At 63.1% G+C, this 21,070-nt stretch carries 19 protein-coding genes; 10 read left to right on the top strand and 9 right to left on the bottom strand.

Annotated elements, in window-relative coordinates; translation table 11 throughout:
- Positions 1-348 precede the first annotated feature (348 nt).
- From NRG23_RS22950 to NRG23_RS22990, 9 genes are all read left to right on the top strand, one after another.
- The gene (locus NRG23_RS22950) at positions 349-1,377 is read left to right on the top strand and encodes a nucleoid-structuring protein H-NS (RefSeq protein ID WP_009051066.1); all 1,029 of its coding nucleotides are present in this window, start codon (positions 349-351) and stop codon (positions 1,375-1,377) included.
- Positions 1,377-2,582 (top strand): isocitrate/isopropylmalate dehydrogenase family protein, encoded by a 1,206-nt coding sequence (locus NRG23_RS22955; RefSeq protein ID WP_016702682.1) that lies wholly within the window; start codon positions 1,377-1,379, stop codon positions 2,580-2,582. Before NRG23_RS22950 ends, NRG23_RS22955 begins: the two co-directional genes overlap by 1 nt.
- The gene (locus NRG23_RS22960; RefSeq protein ID WP_009051064.1) at positions 2,579-3,286 is read left to right on the top strand and encodes an RraA family protein; all 708 of its coding nucleotides are present in this window, start codon (positions 2,579-2,581) and stop codon (positions 3,284-3,286) included. Before NRG23_RS22955 ends, NRG23_RS22960 begins: the two co-directional genes overlap by 4 nt.
- A 73-nt stretch (positions 3,287-3,359) precedes the next feature.
- Positions 3,360-4,535 carry an LLM class flavin-dependent oxidoreductase gene (locus NRG23_RS22965; RefSeq protein WP_009051063.1) on the top strand — a complete coding sequence of 392 codons (1,176 nt, stop codon included), beginning with the start codon at positions 3,360-3,362 and terminating at the stop codon, positions 4,533-4,535.
- Positions 4,532-5,062, top strand: coding sequence for a flavin reductase family protein (locus NRG23_RS22970; protein WP_009051062.1), 531 nt, complete (start codon positions 4,532-4,534; stop codon positions 5,060-5,062). Before NRG23_RS22965 ends, NRG23_RS22970 begins: the two co-directional genes overlap by 4 nt.
- A gap of 37 nt (positions 5,063-5,099) precedes the next feature.
- Positions 5,100-5,471, top strand: coding sequence for an antibiotic biosynthesis monooxygenase (locus NRG23_RS22975; protein WP_009051061.1), 372 nt, complete (start codon positions 5,100-5,102; stop codon positions 5,469-5,471).
- Positions 5,472-5,551: 80 nt separating this feature from the next.
- A complete protein-coding gene (locus tag NRG23_RS22980) occupies positions 5,552-6,526 on the top strand; it encodes a nitronate monooxygenase family protein (protein ID WP_038635524.1) in 975 nt (324 codons plus the stop codon).
- 36 nt (positions 6,527-6,562) lie between these two features.
- Positions 6,563-7,339 (top strand): alpha/beta hydrolase, encoded by a 777-nt coding sequence (locus NRG23_RS22985; RefSeq protein WP_016702685.1) that lies wholly within the window; start codon positions 6,563-6,565, stop codon positions 7,337-7,339.
- Positions 7,336-8,211: a DUF6282 family protein gene (locus tag NRG23_RS22990; RefSeq protein ID WP_028683480.1), complete on the top strand. Its 876-nt coding sequence runs from the start codon at positions 7,336-7,338 to the stop codon at positions 8,209-8,211. The genes NRG23_RS22985 and NRG23_RS22990 overlap by 4 nt, the downstream gene beginning before the upstream one ends.
- Positions 8,212-8,579: 368 nt before the next feature.
- Here NRG23_RS22990 and NRG23_RS22995 read toward each other — a convergent pair whose 3' ends face one another.
- From NRG23_RS22995 to NRG23_RS23035, 9 genes are all read right to left on the bottom strand, one after another.
- Entirely contained in the window at positions 8,580-9,785 is a 1,206-nt protein-coding gene (locus NRG23_RS22995; protein ID WP_009047489.1) for an ISL3 family transposase, read from the bottom strand.
- Between the two features lie 162 nt (positions 9,786-9,947).
- Entirely contained in the window at positions 9,948-10,475 is a 528-nt protein-coding gene (gene ppa, locus NRG23_RS23000; RefSeq protein ID WP_007933577.1) for an inorganic diphosphatase, read from the bottom strand.
- A 262-nt stretch (positions 10,476-10,737) separates the two neighbouring features.
- Complete coding sequence (locus NRG23_RS23005; protein ID WP_257372281.1) at positions 10,738-11,547, bottom strand: zinc-dependent peptidase; 810 nt, start codon at positions 11,545-11,547, stop codon at positions 10,738-10,740.
- Positions 11,548-11,552: 5 nt separating this feature from the next.
- Positions 11,553-12,209, bottom strand: a complete 657-nt coding sequence (locus tag NRG23_RS23010) for a DedA family protein (RefSeq protein ID WP_007924093.1) — start codon at positions 12,207-12,209, stop codon at positions 11,553-11,555.
- A 253-nt stretch (positions 12,210-12,462) separates the two neighbouring features.
- Positions 12,463-12,921 carry an N-acetyltransferase gene (locus NRG23_RS23015; RefSeq protein WP_009051056.1) on the bottom strand — a complete coding sequence of 153 codons (459 nt, stop codon included), beginning with the start codon at positions 12,919-12,921 and terminating at the stop codon, positions 12,463-12,465.
- Between the two features lie 107 nt (positions 12,922-13,028).
- Positions 13,029-13,853: an ethanolamine ammonia-lyase subunit EutC gene (gene eutC, locus NRG23_RS23020; RefSeq protein WP_257372285.1), complete on the bottom strand. Its 825-nt coding sequence runs from the start codon at positions 13,851-13,853 to the stop codon at positions 13,029-13,031.
- Positions 13,854-13,863: 10 nt separating this feature from the next.
- Positions 13,864-15,258 (bottom strand): ethanolamine ammonia-lyase subunit EutB, encoded by a 1,395-nt coding sequence (locus tag NRG23_RS23025; protein ID WP_009051054.1) that lies wholly within the window; start codon positions 15,256-15,258, stop codon positions 13,864-13,866.
- A 54-nt stretch (positions 15,259-15,312) separates the two neighbouring features.
- Positions 15,313-16,761 carry an ethanolamine permease gene (gene eat, locus NRG23_RS23030; protein ID WP_009051053.1) on the bottom strand — a complete coding sequence of 483 codons (1,449 nt, stop codon included), beginning with the start codon at positions 16,759-16,761 and terminating at the stop codon, positions 15,313-15,315.
- Positions 16,762-16,927: 166 nt separating this feature from the next.
- Positions 16,928-18,448: an aldehyde dehydrogenase family protein gene (locus tag NRG23_RS23035; RefSeq protein WP_007924088.1), complete on the bottom strand. Its 1,521-nt coding sequence runs from the start codon at positions 18,446-18,448 to the stop codon at positions 16,928-16,930.
- A gap of 425 nt (positions 18,449-18,873) precedes the next feature.
- Between NRG23_RS23035 and NRG23_RS23040 the strand changes: the two genes are divergently transcribed.
- Positions 18,874-20,790 carry a sigma-54-dependent Fis family transcriptional regulator gene (locus tag NRG23_RS23040; protein WP_124312225.1) on the top strand — a complete coding sequence of 639 codons (1,917 nt, stop codon included), beginning with the start codon at positions 18,874-18,876 and terminating at the stop codon, positions 20,788-20,790.
- Positions 20,791-21,070: the final 280 nt, after the last annotated feature.

A 21,070-nucleotide genomic window follows, 5' to 3' on the forward strand; every position in this document is an offset into this window, starting at 1 on the left:
CAAGAAACATGCTTGCTCCCCCGACGGTTGAAAACCCATGCCAGGGTTTTCAAAAGTCCCCCACCCGGATACGGCACACGCTTCTCCGGTTGCGGTCTGAAACCATAATAAAAAAAACAGCGAAGAATTCGATTGTCCAACGATATTGATTCGCTGGCCGTCGAAGCTCTGATGTTGAAAAAACATTTATCAAGTTCTGCTCTTGGCCTCTCTGGCCCTCGACTCATGCCTGTAAAAAGCGTTTGGGAATAATCCTGCATTACGGTCACGTTACTACTAACGAAACCCGGGACGTACTTGCGTGCGCTTCCAGAGTTTTATAGCGAGCTCACAGAAGGAATTGGGATCATGAATAACGTAAAGATTATTGATGTAACGCTCCGTGATGGTGGTTATCGTAACAACTTCGAGTTCACCACCGATTATGCCGCCAATGCCGTCGGACACCTTGTCGACGTGGGGGTTGGGCATGCCGAGATCGGTTATTGCAACGGTTCTTTCATACGCAAGAAAGAACACGGACTGAGCAGTTCGGTCAGCCCTGAATATATTGAATCGCTGCGTCGTGCCGCGCGCGGTCAACTAGGGCTGTGTGTCATGGTGCATCCGCGTAATGTGACGGGCGAAGACTTTGAAATGCTCGCCGAACATGGCGTCGGAATGATCCGGGTGTGTTTGCGTGCCGAGCAACTTGAACAAGGCGTGGCAACTATCGAGTTGGCCAAGTCGTTCAACTTTCAGGCCAGCGCCAATATCACCCATATCACCACGCAAACACCGGGAACCGTGACGGATATGGCATTGCGCGCGGAAGGCGCCGGGGCCGATGTCATTTATTTCGCCGACTCTAATGGCAATATGATTCCGGATGATGTCGAACGGCTAGTCAGTCGGATATCCAGAAGAGTCCATGTGCCCCTGGGGTTCCACGCGCACAATAATCTTTCCCTGGCGCTTTCCAACTCCATCGCGGCCGTCGAGGCCGGTGCCGAATATATCGACACTTCGATTTGCGGCATGGGCAAGGGCGCGGGCAACTTGCACCTGGGCATGTTTATCGCCTATCTGGAACGGGTCGGAAGTGCCAATGGCTACGACTTGGTCAAGGCCCTGCAGTTGTCCGAATACACCGCGCAGAGCGTTCCATTGAGCAGCCTGCCGACCCCGCTCATGGATGTGATGCTGGGTGCCTACAACTTGCCTTTCGATGTTCAGCAGCGGCTGGAGGACACCATGTCCCGGCTGCAGATCAGCTCGACATTCCAGGCGCTCCGGGCGATGCACGAGCAGGACCTGATCCAGCGGCACGCGGTACGGCCGCTGGTGATTTCCCGGTCCAGCTTCCCGGCTCATCTGTCCGCCGAAGGAAAAATGTGATGAGCGCACTCCAGCAATCGGCGCAGTCGGGCAAACCGACGCGTCATCGAGTCTGCGTGCTGCCCGGGGACGGCATCGGCAGTGAAGTCGTCGAGGCCATACTGCCGATCTTCGATGCCCTGGAGCTGCCCATCGACCTGGACTTCGGCCAGATCGGCTGGGAGTGCTGGCGCACCGGCGGGGATCCGGTCCCGGCCGAGACCTGGGCGAAGATCGCCGCGGCCGACGCCACGCTGCTCGGCGCCATCACCAGCAAGGCCCTGCAGGAAGCCGAGAAGGAATTGCCCGAGGCCCTGCGCAACACCTCGCGGGTGTACGTCTCGCCGGTGATCCAGCTACGCCAGCGCCTGAGCCTGTATGCCAACGTGCGGCCGGTCACCGATGTACTCGGTGAGGGGCGGTTCCGTTTCACGGTGATCCGCGAGAACACCGAGGGGCTTTACGCCGGTCTCGACTTTGCCTCGATCCCCGCCGAGTTCGAGCCGTTGCTCAAGGCACGGGAGCTGGCCGGGGCGCCGTGGAGCCGCGATAGCGCCGAGGACGCGACCATGACGGTGCGGCTGCAGACCCGGGCCGGCCTGACCCGGCTGTTCCGCTTCGCCTTCGAATACGCCCGCCAGCATGACTACCAGCGCGTGACCCTGGCGGACAAGCCCAATGTGCTGCGCTACAGCGGTGCGTTCGCCAGGGGGATCCTCGAGGAGGTGGCCGCGCACTACCCGGATATCGCCTACAACATCGACAACGTCGACGCCGTGGCGCTGTGGATGATCCGTCGTCCGGAGCGCTTTGGAGTGATCGTCGCGGAGAACATGTTCGGCGACATCCTTTCCGACCTCGGGGCCGGGGTCATGGGCGGGCTGGGGTTCGCCCCCAGCGCGAACATCGGCGACGCCGGGGCCTACTTCGAGCCGGTGCATGGCAGTGCCCCGGCCCATGTCGGCCAGGACAAGGCCAACCCCAGCGCGATGTTCCTGTCCCTGGCCCTGCTGCTCGAACACCTGGGTTACCACGCCCAGGCCCAGGCCATCGAGCAGGCGGTGACGCAGGTGGTCAGGCACGACTGCCAGACCTACGACAGTGGCGGCCAGGCGACCACCGGGCAATGCGCCGCGGCCATCATCCGACGGAGCGTGGCCAACCTTCGCCAACTCATCCCGAATACCGAAAACGCTCGGGCTTTGCCCGCAAGGAGTCATGCATGAGCACCTCTTCACTCTCGGAGCAACAACGCGCCTCCCTGCTGGAACAATGCGCCGCGCTGGATACCGCCTCGCTGAGCGATGCCCTCGACAGCCTCGGCATCGACGCCGGGTTGCTGGGCATCATCCAGCAAGTGCCCGGCACCCGGTGCAGCGGCTTCGCCTTTACCGTGCTCTACGAGCCGGTCAACCAGAACGATGGCTTCAAGAACGCCGCCAACTACATCGATGAGGTGCCGCCTGGCTCGGTGGTGGTTTCCAGCAACGCCGGGCGGCTGGACGCCACGGTCTGGGGCGACATCCTGACCCACGTGGCAGTGCAGCGGAACGTGCGCGGCACCTTGATCGACGGGGTCGCGCGGGATATCGACACCGTGACCCGCCTCAATTACCCGCTGTTCAGCCGCGGGCGGTTCATGCAGTCGGGCAAGAACCGCGTGCAGCTCAAGGCGACCCAGGTGGCGGTCGAGGTCAGCGGCGTGACCATCCATCCCGGCGATCTGATCGTCGGCGATGCCAGCGGTTGCCTGGTAATCCCCATCGACAAGGCCGAAGAGGTCATCAAGCGCGCCATTGCCGTGGAAAAGACCGAGCGCGACATCATCGCGTCGGTCAGCCAGGGCCTGTCGCTGGCGGAGGCGCGCCGCCTGCACCGCTATGACCAGCCATGGCTCGCGGCCGAGGCGAAAACCCCGAGCGCCGCCTGAGCGGCAACCTGCGTGCGATGCACAGGCGTGATGCGAAACGACGCGTCACGTTCCTCGATCAAGGAGAGCAGTAATGACTTCGAATCATCCGGCAAAGATCAAGACCAACCCGATGCGCAGCAGCACCAACAAAATCAAGCTGGGGGTCTTCGCCCTCAATATCGAGGGTGGCTGCACCCTGACCACGGTCCCGGAGCGCCTGGACGCCTCTGACTGGAGCGGCAACCTGGAAGTCGCCAGGAAAGCCGACAAGGCCGGCCTGGAACTGCTGCTGCCGGTGGGCCGCTGGCGCGGCTGGGGCGGTGCCAGCGATCCGATGGGGGTGTCGTTCGAAACCTATACCTGGGCGGCGGGGCTGGCGTCGGTGACCGAACAGATCGCGCTGTTCACCACCTCGCACCTGTCGACCGTGCATCCGCTGTTCGCTGCCAAGCAGGCCGCGACCATCGACCATATCAGCGGCGGTCGCTTCGGCCTGAACATGATCTGCGGCTGGTACGGCAAGGAGATGGGCATGTTCAACGGCGGGGTGCAGCTGGAGCATGACCGGCGCTACGACCACGCCGACGAGTGGCTGAAAATCGCCCGGCTGGCCTGGAACGAACCGGGCAACTTCGACCACAAGGGCGACTTCTTCAATATCGCCCAGGGCTTTGCCCAGCCCAAGCCGCTGAACCAGCCGTTCCTGATGAATGCCGGGGGTTCCGAGCGCGGCCGCAGGTTCTGCGCCGAGCATTGCGACGCGGCGTTCCTGATCCTCAAGCACGAGGATGACGACGACACCATTCGCGCGCAGATCAAGGCCTACCGCGACCTGGCTCGCCTGGAATTCGGCCGCGAGATCCAGATCTGGGTCTACTCCTACGTGGTGCAGAAGGACACCCTGGAAGAAGCCGAGAAGTACCTCGACTACTACGTCAATCAGCACGGCGATGAAGTCGCCCTGGATAACGTCACTTCGGAGATCGGCATCCAGAGCGGCATGTTCGCCAACACCGAGGACGCCGAGCGCTTCCGCTTCCACTTCAAGGCCGGGTTCGCCGGGGTGCCCCTGGTCGGGACCGCGGAAATGATCACCGAGCAGTTCCAGCGCTACAGCGACCTGGGCATCGATGGCATCTGCCTGACCTGGCTCGACTACAAGAGCGGCCTCGACGAGTTTCTCCAGGACGTCCTGCCACGCATGGAAGAGGCCGGCCTGCGCCAGCCCCATAACAGCTCCAGGGTCATCATCGGAGCGGTCGCATGAGTGCCCGCAGCGCTTTGGCGCTGGCCGTCGAGCCCTCCGAGCAGGCGCTGGCCGAGGACTTCAAGCGCGCCATGCGGCGCCTGACCAGCACGGTTTCCATCATCGCCACCGGCGTCGATGGCACGCGCAGCGGCATGGTCGCCACGGCGGTCAGCTCGCTGTGCACCGAACCGCCGTCGCTGCTGATCTGCATCAACCGCACGGCCAGCCTGTACCAGCCACTGCTGGCCAACCAGCGTTTCAGCGTGAACCTGCTCGATGCCACGCAAAGCCGGCTGGTCGGCATCTTCGCCGGCCAGCTCAAGGGCAGTGCGCGCTTCGAACATGGCCAATGGGAGTCTGCCGACGACCTGCCGTATCTGTCGGATGCCCAGGCGACGCTGTTCTGCAGCGTCGATGCGCGGCTGTCCTACGCCACCCACGAGGTGATTGTCGGACGGGTCGAGAAGTCGCGCGTCAACGAGCGCATTTCGCCCCTGCTCTGGCAGGACGGCAAGCCGGCCCAGTCCTGCGAGCTGATTCACTGATCTGGCCCCGACCATTCTGTTTTTTCCTGGAGGCAACATGAGCAACCTGACTGCATTCGATGCACCTACCGCCGATGAGAGCGATGCGATTTTCCTGGTCAACGTCGTACATGTATTCGAGGGGCAGCAGGACGCCGCCCTCGATGTACTGCGCTCGGCCGTGGGTTATGTGGCGCAGAACTATCCGTCGTTCCAGTGGAGCCGCCTGTTCAAGAGTATCGACGGCAAGACCGTGATCAATCAGGCGCAATGGAGCAGCAAGGAGGAGTTCGACTCTCTGTTCTCCGATGAGCAGTTCATGTCGCGTTATTCCCGGCTGAAGGAAACCGGCACCTGGGAGTTCCACCTCTACAAGGTCAACGACTACATCCCGGCCGCCACTGCCCCGGTGGCCGCGGCACTCGCCTGAGGGGAAGGCGGGCCCGCCCATGCTGGGTGTCGCGGGCCCGTCGTTCAGCGACTTTTATCGGTACATCAAGGAGATACACCGTGAGCAATTTTGATTCCGCGCTGACCCGACTGTTGAACATCAGCCATCCGGTGGTGCTGGCGCCCATGGGCGGTGCTGCTGGCGGGCGACTCGCCGCCGCGGTTTCCCGGGCCGGCGGGCTTGGCCTGGTCGGGGCCAGCTATGGCGATCCGGACTGGATGAAAACCGAGCTGGCGCTGATGAGCGATGTCGAGGAACCCTGGGGCGTCGGCCTGGTGATGTTCACCGTGGCCAAGCGCTTCGAACTGCTGGACCTGGCCCTGTCCTATGGGCCCGACGTGGTCGCCTTGTCGTTTGGCGATGCCCGGCCCTTTATTGCCCCGATCAAGGACAGCGGCGCGCTGGCCATCGTTCAGGTGCATGACGTCGATCAGGCGCTGGCCGCGCTGGATGCCGGGGCCGATGCCTTGATCGTGCAGGGCGCCGAAGCCGGCGGGCATAGCTTGCGGCGAGCCTCCTTGCCTTTGCTGCCGGCCGTGCGCGATGCGGTGGGCGAGGATGCGGTACTGATCGCCGCCGGCGGCATCGCCGATGGCCGGGGGCTGGCCGCGGCACTTTTGCTGGGGGCTGACGGGGCCATGCTGGGCACGCGTTTCCTGGCCAGCGACGAAGCGCTGCCGTCCGCCAAGGTCAAGCAGTGCCTGCTCCAGGCCACCGCTGGCGACCTGGTGCGCACCCGTGCGTTCGATCTGGTGCGCGGTATCGAATGGCCCGAGCAGTACAGCGGTCGGGCCCTGGCCAACGACTTCACCGCGCGCTGGGTGGGGTTCGAACAGGAACTGGTGCGGGCACCGGCCAGCGTGGCCGAGGACTACGCGCAAGCGCTGCGCGAAGACAACACCGACGTGCGCGCCATCTGGACCGGTGAAGTCGCCGACCTGATCAACGATGTCCTGCCCGCCGCCACCATCGTCGAGCAGACCGTGCGGGGCGCGGAGCAGGCGCTGCGTGTTGCCGGCCGACGGTTCGCCTGAGTCGCACGTCCTGTGTTCTTGCCCAAAGGAATCGATATGAACAGCAATGCTCCCGTACATGTGCAGTTTGGCCTGGGCCCGGAACTGGTGGTGGTGATGTCGCCGGTCATGCCCACCTGGGACGAAGGCCAGTTTTTTGCCCCCCTGACCCAGTCGCTGGTCGATAAAGGCTATCGGGTGGTCATCTTCGACACGCTCTCGCTGCTGACCGACGACGATGAGCCGTTCACCGACTTCACCCAGCGCTGGGCCGGGGTGCTCGAACCGTTGGGGCCGATCGCCCTGATCGCCGGGTCCGCCCTGGGCGGTGCGGTGGTCCAGGGGCTGCTGGCGACCGCTGTGGGCCGGCAGGCGGCGCAGGCGCTACTGATTTCCTCGCCGACCCGGGCCGACAAGATCCTCGACCGGCGCCTGGGGGCGATGGCCGACCTGGCCAGCGCCGGGGATGTCGATACCGCCCTGATGCTGCTCGATCAATGGGTGTTGCCGGCCCGGGCGAAACCGGCGGCGCGCCAGCCGGCGTCAGCGGCGACGGCCGACGAGCAGGCCGGGCGGCGCCTGAACCAGGGGTTCCGCCTGTTGAACGAACTCAATGTGGAGCCGCAGGTCTCGGCCTGGCCGGGGCGCTTGTTGAGCATCTTCGGCGAGAGTTCGCAGCTGGTCAGGGCGACCAATGTCAGTTTCCAGGCGTCCGCGCAGCATCTGGCGGTGGGCGTTCCCGGTGCGGGCATGCGTCCGCTGCTGGATGACCTGGCGCGGGTGCGCGCCAGCGTGCGCAGCCATCTGGGGATCGACCTGGAGGCCCATGCATGAGCGCGTCGACAGCGGTAACCGAGCCCGCCCGGGCACGCTTCATCGATGTCCATTACCATGCCGGCCCTGATGCTTATCTGCGGCGTCACAGCGCGCTGCGGGCCGGTAGCGAGTATCAGGCGCAGGACGGCTGGGTGGTGCTCAAGAACCACCTGGGCTGTACCGCGGCCCAGGCCTGGGAGGCCCGCCAGCAAGGGCTGCCGGTGTCCGGTTCGATCGTGCTCAACGAGATTGCCGGCGGTATCGACTGGCGGGTGGTCGAACGCTCGCTGTGCCAGCATGGCGCCGCCGACCTGCGTTTTATCGTGCATTTGCCCACCGTGACGGGGCGCTCGCATACCAGCCGGCTGGCTCGGGAATTGAGTCACCCGATCCTTGGCCAGCGCCCCGTGAAGCCGCTGACCGTCAGCGATGACCGCCAGCGATTGAACCGCGCCACCCTGGATGTGTTGCGGATGAGCCGGGATTACCCGGTGGTGATCTCCACCGGCCATGCCAATCGCGAGGAGGTGCTTTTGCTGGTAGAGGCGGCGGATCGGCTGCAGGTGCCGCGGTTGATGCTCAACCAGCCGGCCAATCCGCTGACCGGGCTGAGTGCGGCCGACCTTCTTGAGCTCAAGAGCCTGCCTTCGCTCTACATCGAGCAGACCGCGCTGACCTACTTGCTGGGCTACCAGAGCAAGGAGGATTTCGGCGAGGTATTGCGCGAGTTGCCACGGGTGGTCTACAGCTCGGACCTGGGCCAGACCAGCCAGCCGGACATTCGCCCATGGCTGGACCTGAGCCGGCAATGGTTCAAGGAGTTCGGGCTTGGCGCGCAGCGCATAGAGTCGATTACCCGCAGCGCCCCGTTGCAGATGCTCAGCCATTGACGGTCAACGGCTCGCAGGAACTGCCGCTCCGGGCGCTGAGGGCCGTTCGCAGGGGAGGGCAAATTCCAGGCATTAAAAAGCCGGCTTGTGGCCGGCTTCTCGGGGACTGGCTTGGTTCATTTTTGGTAAACCGCACCAGCCTGCAAAACGTACACCCAGCTCTTGCGGCTGGCTGTGGGACTTGGCGAGAAAATCATCTGCCGCGTCGGGCGGATCTGACCGGTTGAACAGGTCGATGCGCAAAGGTGGGGCGCAGCATACTGATATTCGAGGAGAATTCCCAGCGCGAAGAGCTGTTGGCGGGTAGAAAACCCAGGTGTTTGGCGTCTGAGGGAGGGGCAATATTCGGCAGGCATAAAAAAGGTTCTTCACGGAATACCGGGAAAGACGCTCTTGATCTTCATGAAAAAGAATTCGCTATCCCGGTAACCGTACGCCATTCGTTTGATGACCTTTATGCGATTGTTTATTCCTTCCAGCTGACCGGTGTGCATCGGCCAGCGAACGCGGCTGACGATGCCCCGCCAGTAACTCTTTAGCCGTTTGGCGAACTGGATCAGTGCCGGTATTTCGCTTTCATGAGCATGGCGCAACCATTGCTTCCAGGCCGATCTCCAGCTCCAAGCGGTATTCGGCGTCCAGAGCGTTTTGAGTTCAGCCTTCATCAAGTAGACCGTCATCAACGCCTGGTTGGCCGCCAGTAAATCCTGCAAGTGAACCTGTTGTTCCGGCGTTTTCAGATTCTGTGGATTGCGTAGCAGTAGCCATCGCGCTTGCTTGATGACCTTACGAGCAGGCTTGTCGTGGCGTAGCCGATTAGCCTCGTCAACGCGGACCCGATCAATCACCTCTCGGCCATATTTGGCCACCACATGGAAGAGGTCGTAGACCACGCGCGCTTTGGGGCAGTGCCGGCGAACCTCCAGGTCAAAGGCGGTGTTCATGTCCATCGCCACCGCTTCGATTCGAGCGCAACCCTCTGGCCCCAACTCTTCGAAGAACGGCCTGACCGCCGCACGGCTGCGGCCTTCGCCGATCCACAGCACTCGTCGTGTATCCGCATCCAGCACCACACTGGCGTAACGATGGCCCTTGAACAGAGCGAACTCGTCCATCACCAGACGCCGTGGTTGCGCCTTCGGCAGATCGCTCAATGCCGTTTGCAAGGCGCGACGCTCTAGCAGCCGAACGGTGTCCCAATGCAACCCAAACAGTTGAGCCACGTGTAACGTGGGAAGGCGCTCGCAGGCTTGAATCACCGCATCGGCCAAGCGGCGCGTCATACGGGCATAGCGATCCAGCCAACTGACAGTCTCCATGCGTTTGCCGCAGTCACGACAGCCAACACGTCTGAGCAAAACGCTGAGGCGCACTGCACGGCCGAGAATGGGCAAATCACGAACGACTCGCTCGCAATACTCGTGAGTGGTTGAGCAGGGCTTTTGGCATCCACCACAGGAAGGGAATCGGGTGGTGTGGGGCGTCAGATCGATCTGTAGGGCATCGCCATCAGGCTTGATCGTGACGACAGAAAAGCCCTCCCAAAAAGGAAGGAAAGTATTAATATCGTGCATAAGAACGCCGGTTTTTTAGATGTGTTTGCTCGCACGAACATCATCAATCAAATCGGCGTTCTTGTTTCTGTGTTTCCCGGAATTCCGTGAAGAACCATAAAAAAGCCCCGGATGACCGGGGCTTTTTCTTGAGGCTTGTCGCTGCAAGCGTGCAGCTGCTTTTTAGCCTTTGTAGGCGGCAACCGACTTCGTGATCGCGGCGCGGGCGGCGTCTGCGCCGTCCCAGCCTTCGATCTTCACCCACTTGCCTTTTTCGAGATCCTTGTAGTTCGCGAAGAAGTGCTCGATCTGCTGAATCAGCAGTGCTGGCAGGTCGGTGTATTCCTTCACGTCGACATACAGCTGGGACAGCTTGTCGTGAGGAACAGCGATGACTTTGGCATCGCCGCCGCCGTCGTCGGTCATGTTCAGGATGCCGACCGGACGGGCGCGGATCACCGAGCCTGGAGCAACCGGGTAAGGAGTGACTACCAGTACGTCGAGGGGGTCACCGTCGTCGGCCAGGGTGTTCGGGATGTAGCCGTAGTTGGCCGGGTAGAACATCGGGGTGGCCATGAAACGGTCAACGAACAGGCAATCGCTGTCTTTGTCGATTTCGTATTTGATCGGCGCGTGGTTGGCCGGAATCTCGATTGCGACGTAGATGTCGTTCGGCAGGTCTTTGCCAGCCGGAATCTTGCTGTAGCTCATTGGGCGATGCCCCCGTTAGTTGACCAAAATGTCTTGGCCGGATTGACCAAAAAGTGGCGGCGATTATAGGCATATTCCAAGGGCTATGCCACGTACCGAAGGACGTATGGACGCCTTGGGCCAAACGCCGAAAACCCTGCGCAGGAGCGGCTCGCGACGCTCGATTGCTTGCGAAAAGAAGAGTCGCTGCGGCGCGTTTAGTTCAGCGGCACTCGTCAGGGCCGGCGATTATTTCGCCAGCAGACTGGCTCTGGTGGACACCTCAGTGTTGCTGGTAGTGCGGGTCGCTGGCCTGCAGTTGCTGGAGCCGGGCCAGGGGATTCTGCCGGTAAAACAGCTGCAGTTGCTCGTAGACCTTCGGATAGGCCTCATGGAGCAGGTCCGGGGCACTGAAGAAGTATTCGCTGGTGACGGCGAAGAATTCCGCGGGGTTTTCCGCGGCGTAAGGATCGATGGCGGTTTCGGCGTCCGGGTTGTGGTCGAGCTGGCGATTGAGGTCGTCGTAGGCCGCCTGCATCACCTGCGCCCAGTCGCTGATGCGCATGTCGCTGTGCAGCGGCGGCAGGCCGTTGGCATCGCCGTTGAGCATGTCCAGCTTGTGCGCCAGCTCGTGGATCACCAGGTTGTAGGCTTCCCAGCCGCCGCTGGCGAGCACGCCGGGCCAGGCCAGGATGATCGGCCCCTGTTGCCAGGCTTCGCCGCTGTGTTCGCCGTCCCATTCATGTTCGACACCGCTGGCATCGCGATGGCGCTGGGGGCTGAGGAAGTCGTCGGGGTAGAGGACGATTTCGTGAAAGCCCTGGTACCAGTACAAATCCCCCAGGTGCAGCAGCGGCAACTGGGCCTGGGCGGCCAGCAGCAGGCGCTCGAACTGGTGCAGCTCGACCCCGGGCAGGGCGCTCAGGTGCTTGTCGGCGAGAAACAGGACGCTGGTTTCCCGCAGCCATTGGTCCTCGGCAGCGCTCAGGCCATCGAGAAAGGGCAGGTGCTGGCGCACCCGTTGCCACATTTCATCGGCAATCGGGTGCTTGGCCAGCCGACGCCGGCGGCGCCAGGTGCTGAGGGGCCACATACCGATCAGTGGCTTTCGGCCTTTGCTGCCGAGCGGCCCAGGCGGCTGCGCACCACGCCGATGATCATCGGCACCAGCGACAGCAGGATGATGCCCACCACCAGCAGCGACAGGTTTTTCTTGATGAACGGTACGTTGCCGAAGAAGTAGCCGAGGGTCACCAGGCCGCCGACCCAGAGGATGGTGCCGGCCACGCTGAAGGCGAAGAAACGCGGGTAAGGCATCTTGGCCACGCCGGCGACGAACGGGGCGAAGGTGCGGATGATCGGCAGGAAACGCGCCAGGGTCACGGTTTTGCCGCCGTGGCGGTCGTAGAAATCGTGGGTCTTTTGCAGGTAGTCGCGGCGGAAGATCTTCGAGTTCGGGTTGCTGAACAAACGCTCGCCCACCGTTCGGCCGATGATGTAGTTGGTGCTGTCGCCGAGGATCGCCGCCAGCATCAGCAGGCCGCCGAGCAGCACCGGGTCCATGGCGCCACCGGCGGCGACCGCGCCGGCGATGAACAGCAGGGAGTCGCCAGGCAGGAACGGCGTCACCACCAGGCCGGTTTCACAGAAAATCACCAGGAACAGGATGGCGTAGATCCATGGCCCGTAGTTGGTCACCAACATGTCGAGGTAAACGTCGAGATGGAGGATGAGGTCGATCGGGTTGAAATCCATTAGGGCACCTGTGGTGACGGCCCGACTCGGCGGGTCTGTGCAATGACTGGGGCAAAAACTTACAGCTGGCGCAGATTCATCTTACGCCCCGAAAAGGTCGGCATTATAAGACCTGATAGGTGAAATGGGCGTTGAGTTTGTAGCGGGGAGTGTCTTGGCGGCGCTGACTGGCCAGAGGCGAAAGAGCATGGCCTTCGACAGCGTCTTGGCGGGCGCTGTCGAAGGGGGGGATGGGGGTGTTCCAGATGGGGGCTTAGTCGTCGCTGATCGGCAATATGTAGTTCTTGAACTCGGTATCTTCGCGAAAACCGATGGATTCATAGGTTTTCTGCGCCACTTCGTTATCACTGCTGGTGGAAACACGCATGCGCACGGCATGGGTGTCCTTGGCCATTTTCTTCGCGGTGCGGATCAGGTTGTCGGCCACCAGCTGGCGGCGAGCGTCTTCGGCGACATAGATGTCGTTGAGGATCCATACGCGCTTGAGGGACAGGGAGGAGAAGCTGGGGTAGAGCTGGCAGAAACCGAGGAGTTTCTTGTCGTCATCGTCGGGCAGGGCCAGGTAGATCACCGACTCCTTGCGGCGCAGACGCTTTTCCAGGAAGGCCCGGGACGAGTCCGGAAAAGGCAGGGCGCCATAGAACTCGCGGTATTTGACGAACAGGGGGGTCAACAGATCCAGGTGTTCGAGGGTCGCTTGAGTAATCCGCATGAGTTGTCCTCAACTTCGAATGGATACGACGGCAAACGGTTCATTACTCGGGCAGCCGTGTTTCGATGCTGCCTAAAGCGTGGAAAAAGCGCAATCGTCTCGAAAAGTCACGGCTTTGCAGGCCCCAGCAGGAAATTGCCCTTGAGGGTGTCGGGCGCGTCGCTGTCCAGGGTGTTCACCTGGGCCTCGTCTTTCAGGTTGACCCCCGAGAGCTGCCGCCTGCAGGCCTCGCGCATCAGGTACAGCAAACGGTGGGCCGCCATACCGTAGCTCAGGCCTTCCAGGCGCACGTTGGAGATGCAGTTGCGATAGGCATCGGTGAGCCCGACCTTCGGGTTGTAGGTGAAATACAGCCCCAGGCTGTCCGGTGAGCTGAGCCCCGGGCGTTCGCCGATCAGGATCACGGTCATTTTCGCGCCGAGCAGCTCGCCGATTTCGTCGGCCACCGCCACCCGGCCCTGTTCCACCAGGATGACCGGTGACAGCGACCAGCCTTCGGCCTCGGTCTGCTCTTCAAAACGGGCGAGAAACGGCAGGGTATGGCGATGCACTGCCAGTGCCGACAGACCGTCTGCTACCACCACCGCCAGATCCACCCCGCCCGGGTTGGCGCAGGCGTGCTCGCGCAGGGCCTGGGCCGACGCGTCGCTGAGCTTGCGCCCCAGGTCCGGGCGTTGCAGGTAGCTGTGGCGATTGCTGGCGGCGCTGTGCAGCAGCAGGCTGTCGCGACCGCGTTCGGCCAGTTGGCTGCTCAACCCGGCATGGTCGAAGGGCAGGTGCACCGCATCGCGGGCCTGGGCGTGGGCGAACTGGAAGTCCAGCTGGGCGCCGGTGGGCAGGCTGGTGCCGGTGCGGCCCAGGGCGATGCGCGCCGGGGTCAGGCGGCGCAGCTCCAGCCAGGGGTTCTGGCTGTCGGTCGGGTGTTTGTCCATAAGCCTGTCCTTACTGAAGCTGCGCCAGCGCCTGGCGGAAGGCCGGCGGCAGGTTGTGGCCGAACTGCACCTTGCCGTCGGGCTGGGTGAAGATGCCGGTTTTTGCCAGCCACTGCTCGAACTCCGGCGCCGGTTTCAGGCCCAGGGTCTGGCGGGCGTAGAGCGCGTCGTGAAAGGAGGTGGTCTGGTAATTGAGCATGATGTCGTCGGAGCCGGGGATGCCCATGATGAAGTTGATCCCGGCTACGCCCAGCAGGGTCAGCAGGGTGTCCATGTCGTCCTGGTCGGCTTCGGCGTGGTTGGTGTAGCAGATGTCGCAACCCATGGGCACGCCCAGCAGCTTGCCGCAGAAGTGGTCTTCCAGGCCGGCGCGGATGATCTGCTTGCCGTTGTACAGGTACTCCGGGCCGATGAAGCCGACCACGGTGTTCACCAGGAACGGCTTGAAGTGCCGGGCCACCGCATAGGCGCGGGTTTCGCAGGTCTGCTGGTCGACGCCGAAGTGCGCGTTGGCCGACAGTGCGCTGCCCTGGCCGGTTTCGAAATACATCAGGTTCTGCCCCAGGGTGCCGCGCTTGAGGCTCAGGCCAGCCTCGTAGCCTTCCTGCAAGACATTGAGGTTGATGCCGAAACTGGCGTTGGCCGCCTCGGTGCCGGCGATCGACTGGAACACCAGGTCCAGCGGCACGCCACGGTTGATCGCCTCGATGGAGGTGGTGACGTGGGTCAGCACGCAGGCCTGGGTGGGGATTTCATAACGCTGGATGATCGCGTCGAGCATTTCCAGCAGGGCGCAGATCGAGGCGATGCTGTCGGTGGCCGGGTTGATGCCGATCATGGCGTCGCCGTTGCCGTAGAGCAGGCCGTCGAGAATGCTCGCGGCGATGCCGGCCGGTTCGTCGGTCGGGTGGTTGGGTTGCAGGCGCGTCGATAGGCGTCCGCGCAGGCCCAGGGTGCCGCGGAACCGGGTGACCACGCGGATCTTCTGCGCCACCAGCACCAGGTCCTGGACACGCATGATCTTCGACACGGCGGCGGCCATTTCCGGGGTCAGCCCGGGGGCCAGGGCACGCAGGCTCTGTTCGTCGGCGGCGTCGCTGAGCAGCCAGTCGCGGAAACCGCCGACCGTGAGGTGGCTGACGGTGGCGAAGGCGGCCTTGTCGTGGGTGTCGATGATCAACCGGGTGACTTCATCGGTTTCGTAGGGAATCAGTGCTTCTTCGAGGAAATGCTTGAGCGGAATGTCCGCCAGGGTCATTTGCGCGGCGACCCGCTCGCCGTCGTTGAGGGCGGCGACGCCGGCCAGGAAGTCCCCGGAGCGTGCCGGGCTGGCCTTGGCCATGACGTCCTTGAGGCTGTCGAAGCGGTAGGTCTGGGCGCCGACGGTGTGGGCGAAACTTGCCATACAGGTTCTCCGTGACGACGCAGGGAACCAACCCTGCGTCGAGGTTTTCGGCGGTTAGTGCAAGGCTTCTTCAGCTTTCTGAATGGCCGCGAATTCTTCTTCGGGCGTGCCTGCTACCAAGTGATGCCGACTGTAGAAAGCAAAGTAAGCAATTAATACTCCATAGATGATCGCGGCGCCAATGACCACCCGCGGATCCACCAGGAAGCCCGCCACCACGGCGATGCAGGCCAGTACCAGGGCCACGCCGGAGGTGAAGATACCGCCCGGGGTGCGGTACGGACGATCCATTTTGGGGCGACGGATGCGCAGGGTGATGTGCGCGGCCATCATCAGCACGTAGGAGATGGTCGCGCCGAACACCGCCACCAGGATCAGCAGGTCGCCCTGGCCGGTCAGCGACAGGCCGAAACCGATGATCCCGGGGATCACCAGCGCCAGGACCGGCGCCTTGCTCTTGTTGGTTTCCGACAGCTTGCGCGGCAGGTAGCCGGCGCGGGACAGGGCGAAAATCTGCCGGGAGTAGGCGTAGATGATCGAGAAGAAGCTGGCGATCAAGCCGGCCAGGCCCACCAGGTTGACGAAGCTGCCCATCCAGGTCGAACCGCCGTAGGCCTTGGCCAGGGCTTCCACCAGCGGGTTACCCGAGGTCAGCAAGGCGTTGGCCCCCGCGCCGCCCGGGCCGATCACCAGGATCAGCAGGGCGAAGCTCAGCAGCACCAGCATGGCGCCGATCAGGCCGCGGGGCAGGTCGCGTTTGGGGTTCTTGGTTTCTTCCGCGGCCAGCGGCACGCCTTCGACCGCCAGGAAGAACCAGATGGCGTAGGGAATCGCCGCCCACACGCCGACATAACCGAACGGCAGGAAGCTGCTGGCGCCCACGGCCTCGGTGACCGGGATATCCAGCAGGTTGGCGACGGAGAAGTGCGGCACCATCGCCACCAGGAACACGCCCAGGGCCAGGGCGGCGACGGCGGTGATGATGAACATCAGCTTCAGCGCCTCGCCGACCCCGAAGATGTGGATGGCGATGAACACGATGTAGAACGCCAGGTAGATCATCCAGCCGCCGATGCCGAACAGCGACTGGCAATAGGCGCCGATAAACACCGCGATCGCCGCCGGGGCAATGGCGTATTCGATGAGGATCGCGGTCCCGGTGAGAAAGCCGCCCCAGGGGCCGAAGGCGCTGCGGGCAAAACCGTAGCCGCCGCCGGCGGTGGGGATCATCGAGGACAGTTCGGCCAGGGAAAAGCACATGCACAGGTACATGGTGGCCATCAGCAAGGTGGCGAGGAACATGCCGCCCCAGCCGCCCTGGGCCAGGCCGAAGTTCCAGCCGGCATAGTCGCCGGAGATGACGTAGGCCACACCCAGGCCCACCAGCAGGACCCAGCCTGCCGCGCCTTTTTTCAGTTCGCGTTGTTGGAAATAGTCGGAGCCGACTTTTTCAAAGTCGACCGAAGAGCCAGCCGGCTGCACGCCGGTATGTTCGCTAGGCATAAGGGTTCACCTGTTCTTATTGTTGTGCCCGGTCGGCAGACCGGATCGGTGTTGCAAGGCGATGGTGTGTTTTGCCTTGAGGCCGTCATCGCAAGCGTGTTCGCGACCGGCCCCCAAGGGTGAAGCCGCACTGGCGGCTCCACCCTTGTCCCTGGCTTGATTGGCTTTAGAAGAAGCCCAGCGGATTGATGTCGTAGCTCACCAGCAGGTTTTTGGTCTGCTGGTAGTGGTCGAGCATCATCTTGTGGGTTTCACGGCCGACGCCGGACTTCTTGTAACCGCCGAACGCCGCGTGGGCGGGGTACAGGTGGTAGCAGTTGGTCCACACACGACCGGCCTTGATCGCCCGGCCCATGCGGTAGGCGCGGTTGATGTCGCGGGTCCAGAGGCCGGCGCCGAGGCCGAACTCGGTGTCGTTGGCGATGGCCAGGGCTTCGGCTTCGTCCTTGAAGGTGGTGATGCTCACCACCGGGCCGAAGATTTCTTCCTGGAACACGCGCATCTTGTTGTTGCCCTTGAGCAGGGTCGGCTGGATGTAATAACCGCTGGCCAGGTTGCCCTCGAGTTTTTCCACCTTGCCGCCGGTCAGCAGCTGCGCGCCTTCGCCCTTGGCGATTTCCAGGTACGAGAGGATCTTGTCGAACTGCTGCTCGGATGCCTGGGCGCCGACCATGGTGTCAGTGTCCAGCGGGTCGCCGCGCTTGATCTGCTCGACCTTTTTCATCACCACTTGCATGAACTCGTCGTAGATCGACTCTTCCACCAGGGCGCGGGACGGGCAGGTGCAGACTTCGCCCTGGTTGAAGAACGCCAGCACCAGGCCTTCGGCGGCCTTTTCGATGAAGCTCGGTTCGGCCTGCATGATGTCGGCGAAGAAGATGTTCGGCGACTTGCCGCCCAGTTCCACGGTGGACGGGATGATGTTCTCGGCGGCGCATTTCATGATGTGCGAGCCCACCGGGGTCGAACCGGTGAAGGCGATCTTGGCGATGCGCTTGCTGGTCGCCAGGGCTTCGCCCGCTTCCTTGCCGAAGCCTTGCACTACGTTGAGCACGCCCGGCGGCAGCAGGTCGCCGATCAGTTCCATCAGCACGCAGATGCCCAGCGGGGTCTGCTCGGCCGGCTTGAGTACCACGCAGTTACCGGCGGCCAGGGCGGGCGCGAGTTTCCAGGCGGCCATCAGCAGCGGGAAGTTCCACGGGATGATCTGCCCGACCACGCCCAGCGGTTCGTGAATGTGATAGGCCACGGTGTTGCCGTCGATTTCCGCGGCGCTGCCTTCCTGGGCCCGCAGGCAGCCAGCGAAGTAACGGAAGTGGTCGGCGGCCAGGGGGATGTCGGCGTTGAGGGTTTCGCGCACGGCCTTGCCGTTGTCCCAGGTTTCGGTGATGGCCAGCAGTTCGAGGTTCTGCTCGATGCGGTCGGCGATTTTCAGCAGGATCAGCGAGCGGGCCTGTGCCGAGGTGGCACCCCAGGCATCGGCGGCGGCATGGGCGGCGTCCAGGGCTTTCTCGATGTCTTCGGCGGTGGAGCGCGGGAATTCGGCGATCGGTTGGCCGTTTACTGGCGAGGTATTGGTGAAGTACTGACCTTTGACAGGCGCGACGAATTCGCCGCCGATGTAGTTACCGTATTTGCTCTTGAACGAAACGATAGCGCCTTCAGTACCGGGGTGTGCATAACGCATGGTGGGTATCTCCTGGCTTTTGTGCTTATTGGGAGGACGCGCTGTTGCGCTTGTAAAAGCGTAGAGCAAAGCCCGGGCCACTGCGTTGCAGGCCAGGTAAATCAAGGGTTTGCGAATGTTTCAGCGGCCCTGCGCCGAGTGTCTGTGGCAGTTGTGGCACAGGGCGGGTGACACTTTGTACCCTTTATGGCACAGCCCGTGACTCATTGGTCGAAGCGGCATTGCAATGCATCCATGGCTGGAGGATGCTGGGCTTCGCCTTGATCTGAAGGGGTCGATGTAGCCGCTGCCGAAGGCTGCGCAAAGCGGGCGTCGTTCTGGCAACCGCTAAAGGCCCTGCGGACCTTATCGCAGCCTTCGGCAGCGGCTACAGGGTTCACTTGACGAGCGATCCGGGTCTTACCTCTCGGGGAGAACAATAAGAAATGCACAGCAATCACCTCACCCGGCACGCCCAGCAAGTGCTGACCGTGACCCAAGGCAAGGCCCATCTGCAGGGGCCTGGCAGCGATCCTTCCATCGCCCGTTCCTGGCTGCGTTGCCTGGAGGACTATCACCTCGACCCGGCCCTGAGCATGGCGCCTACCGTGCTCGAACATGGCCGCCTGCTGGAAAGCCGCGAACGCCTGCAGCAGGTGCTGCAGATCGCTGGCAATGAGATGACCAGCCTGCACCAGCAGCTGTCTGGCGCTGGCCATGCGGTGCTGCTGACCGACGCCCGCGGGGTGATCCTCAACTGCGTCACCGCGCCCACCGAGCGCAAGATTTTCGAACGCGCCGGGCTCTGGCTCGGCGCCGACTGGAGCGAGGCCTGCGAGGGCACCAACGGCATCGGCACCTGCCTGGTGGAGCGCCAGTCCCTGACCATCCATCAGGACGAGCATTTCCGTGGCCGTCACACCGGGCTGACCTGCTCGGCCAGCCCGGTGTTCGACCCCCACGGTGAACTGCTGGCGGTGCTCGACGTTTCCTCGGCGCGCCCGGATGTGTCGCGGCAGAGCCAGTTCCACACCATGGCCCTGGTCAATCTCTCGGCGAAGATGATCGAGAGCTGCTATTTCCTGCGCTATTTCGACAATCAATGGTTGCTGCGTTTTCACCTGCAGGCCGAGTCCGTCGGCTTGTTCAGCGAAGGCTTGCTGGCGTTCGACGGGGAAGGGCGGATCAGCGCGGTGAACCAGAGCGCCTTGAACCTGCTGGGGCATATTCGCGGTGGCTTGCTGGGCAAACCGGTGGAAGCCTTTTTCGACTGCTCGCTGGACGAGTTGCTGGGCCGCGCCAGTATCAATGCCAGCGCCAGCTGGCCGCTGCGTACCCGCGATGGCCGGCATCTGTTCGCGGTGTTGCGCGGCCAGCCGCGCAGCGTGCCGAAACCGTTGCCGCCGAGGGCGCTGGTGGAAGAGCGGCCGCGCCTGTCCGGGATCTGCCTGGGCGATGCGGCCCTGCAAGAAGACTTCCGCAAATCCTTACGGGTGTTCGAGCGCGATGTGCCGCTGCTGATCAACGGCGAGACCGGCTCCGGCAAGGAGGCGTTCGCCAAGGCGGTGCACCAGGCCAGCCAGCGGGCGGAGAAAGCCTTCGTTGCCTTGAACTGCGCGGCGATTCCCGAAAGCCTGATCGAAAGCGAGCTGTTCGGTTATCGCGGCGGCAGCTTCACCGGGGCGCGCAAGGAAGGCATGCGCGGCAAGTTGCAGCAGGCCGATGGCGGCACGCTGTTCCTCGATGAAATCGGCGATATGCCGCTGGCCTTGCAGACCCGTCTGCTGCGGGTGCTGGAAGATCGCATGGTGGTGCCTATCGGCGGCGAGCCGCAGGCGGTCAACGTGCGCATCATCAGCGCCACTCACCGGGACCTGCTGGAGCGGGTACGGGATGGCAGCTTCCGCGAGGATCTGTATTACCGGCTCAATGGCCTGGAAATCAGTTTGCCGGCGCTGCGCGAGCGCAGCGACAAATCCCAGTTGCTGGACTTTCTCCTGGCGGAGGAAGCCGGCGATCAGCAGGTGTCGCTCGACGGCCCGGCGCGCCAGGCCCTGCTGGACTTCCATTGGCCAGGCAATGTGCGGCAACTGCGCAACGTGTTGCGCACCCTGGCGGCGCTCTGCGACCACGGGCGAATCGGCCTGGAGGATATACCGGCGATGATTCGCCAGGGCCGCCCGGCGCCGGTGCCGGCAGCTGTCGAGGAGGCGGGCGAATACCCGCTGGACGATGCCGAACGCCTGGCCTTGCTCAACGCCCTGGAACAACAGCGCTGGCATATGACCCACACCGCCGAGCAGTTGGGGGTGAGCCGCAACACCCTCTATAGAAAGCTACGCAAGCATGGGATCGCTCGCTAGGCGCGGTACCGCGTTATCGTTCATCGCGGGCAAGCCTCGCTCCTACAGAAGATGCGCATTCCTCTGTAGGAGCAGCCGGTCGACGCTCGATTGCTCGCGACAGGCGGCGCAGCCGCCGATACACCGGTAACCGCGGTCCAAGCCTCCAGCCGCGTTCGGGCGATTCCCCGGCAAAAGCCCCACAGAACTCGTCATAGCCTCCGGCAGTGACAACCGCGTGTTCCCCCATCAGCTAAAGAGTGCGATTTGCAGCCCTCTACGCTAACCTGCCTCGATGTTT

This window comes from Pseudomonas sp. T8 (assembly GCF_024610635.1).
GTDB classification, from domain to species: Bacteria; Pseudomonadota; Gammaproteobacteria; order Pseudomonadales; family Pseudomonadaceae; genus Aquipseudomonas; species Aquipseudomonas chlororaphis_I.

What these genes read in the sequence shown, in the direction of transcription:
- NRG23_RS23025 (WP_009051054.1), bottom strand. Translation starts at nt 15,258, where the DNA reads ATGGCAAGTTTCGCCCACACCGTCGGCGCCCAGACCTACCGCTTCGAC.
- eutC (WP_257372285.1), bottom strand. Translation starts at nt 13,853, where the DNA reads ATGGACAAACACCCGACCGACAGCCAGAACCCCTGGCTGGAGCTGCGC.
- NRG23_RS23040 (WP_124312225.1), top strand. Translation starts at nt 18,874, where the DNA reads ATGCACAGCAATCACCTCACCCGGCACGCCCAGCAAGTGCTGACCGTG.
- NRG23_RS22985 (WP_016702685.1), top strand. Translation starts at nt 6,563, where the DNA reads ATGAACAGCAATGCTCCCGTACATGTGCAGTTTGGCCTGGGCCCGGAA.
- NRG23_RS22950 (WP_009051066.1), top strand. Translation starts at nt 349, where the DNA reads ATGAATAACGTAAAGATTATTGATGTAACGCTCCGTGATGGTGGTTAT.
- NRG23_RS22995 (WP_009047489.1), bottom strand. Translation starts at nt 9,785, where the DNA reads ATGCACGATATTAATACTTTCCTTCCTTTTTGGGAGGGCTTTTCTGTC.
- NRG23_RS23005 (WP_257372281.1), bottom strand. Translation starts at nt 11,547, where the DNA reads ATGTGGCCCCTCAGCACCTGGCGCCGCCGGCGTCGGCTGGCCAAGCAC.
- NRG23_RS23015 (WP_009051056.1), bottom strand. Translation starts at nt 12,921, where the DNA reads ATGCGGATTACTCAAGCGACCCTCGAACACCTGGATCTGTTGACCCCC.
- NRG23_RS23035 (WP_007924088.1), bottom strand. Translation starts at nt 18,448, where the DNA reads ATGCGTTATGCACACCCCGGTACTGAAGGCGCTATCGTTTCGTTCAAG.
- ppa (WP_007933577.1), bottom strand. Translation starts at nt 10,475, where the DNA reads ATGAGCTACAGCAAGATTCCGGCTGGCAAAGACCTGCCGAACGACATC.
- NRG23_RS22990 (WP_028683480.1), top strand. Translation starts at nt 7,336, where the DNA reads ATGAGCGCGTCGACAGCGGTAACCGAGCCCGCCCGGGCACGCTTCATC.
- eat (WP_009051053.1), bottom strand. Translation starts at nt 16,761, where the DNA reads ATGCCTAGCGAACATACCGGCGTGCAGCCGGCTGGCTCTTCGGTCGAC.
- NRG23_RS22965 (WP_009051063.1), top strand. Translation starts at nt 3,360, where the DNA reads ATGACTTCGAATCATCCGGCAAAGATCAAGACCAACCCGATGCGCAGC.
- NRG23_RS22960 (WP_009051064.1), top strand. Translation starts at nt 2,579, where the DNA reads ATGAGCACCTCTTCACTCTCGGAGCAACAACGCGCCTCCCTGCTGGAA.
- NRG23_RS22970 (WP_009051062.1), top strand. Translation starts at nt 4,532, where the DNA reads ATGAGTGCCCGCAGCGCTTTGGCGCTGGCCGTCGAGCCCTCCGAGCAG.
- NRG23_RS22975 (WP_009051061.1), top strand. Translation starts at nt 5,100, where the DNA reads ATGAGCAACCTGACTGCATTCGATGCACCTACCGCCGATGAGAGCGAT.
- NRG23_RS22955 (WP_016702682.1), top strand. Translation starts at nt 1,377, where the DNA reads ATGAGCGCACTCCAGCAATCGGCGCAGTCGGGCAAACCGACGCGTCAT.
- NRG23_RS23010 (WP_007924093.1), bottom strand. Translation starts at nt 12,209, where the DNA reads ATGGATTTCAACCCGATCGACCTCATCCTCCATCTCGACGTTTACCTC.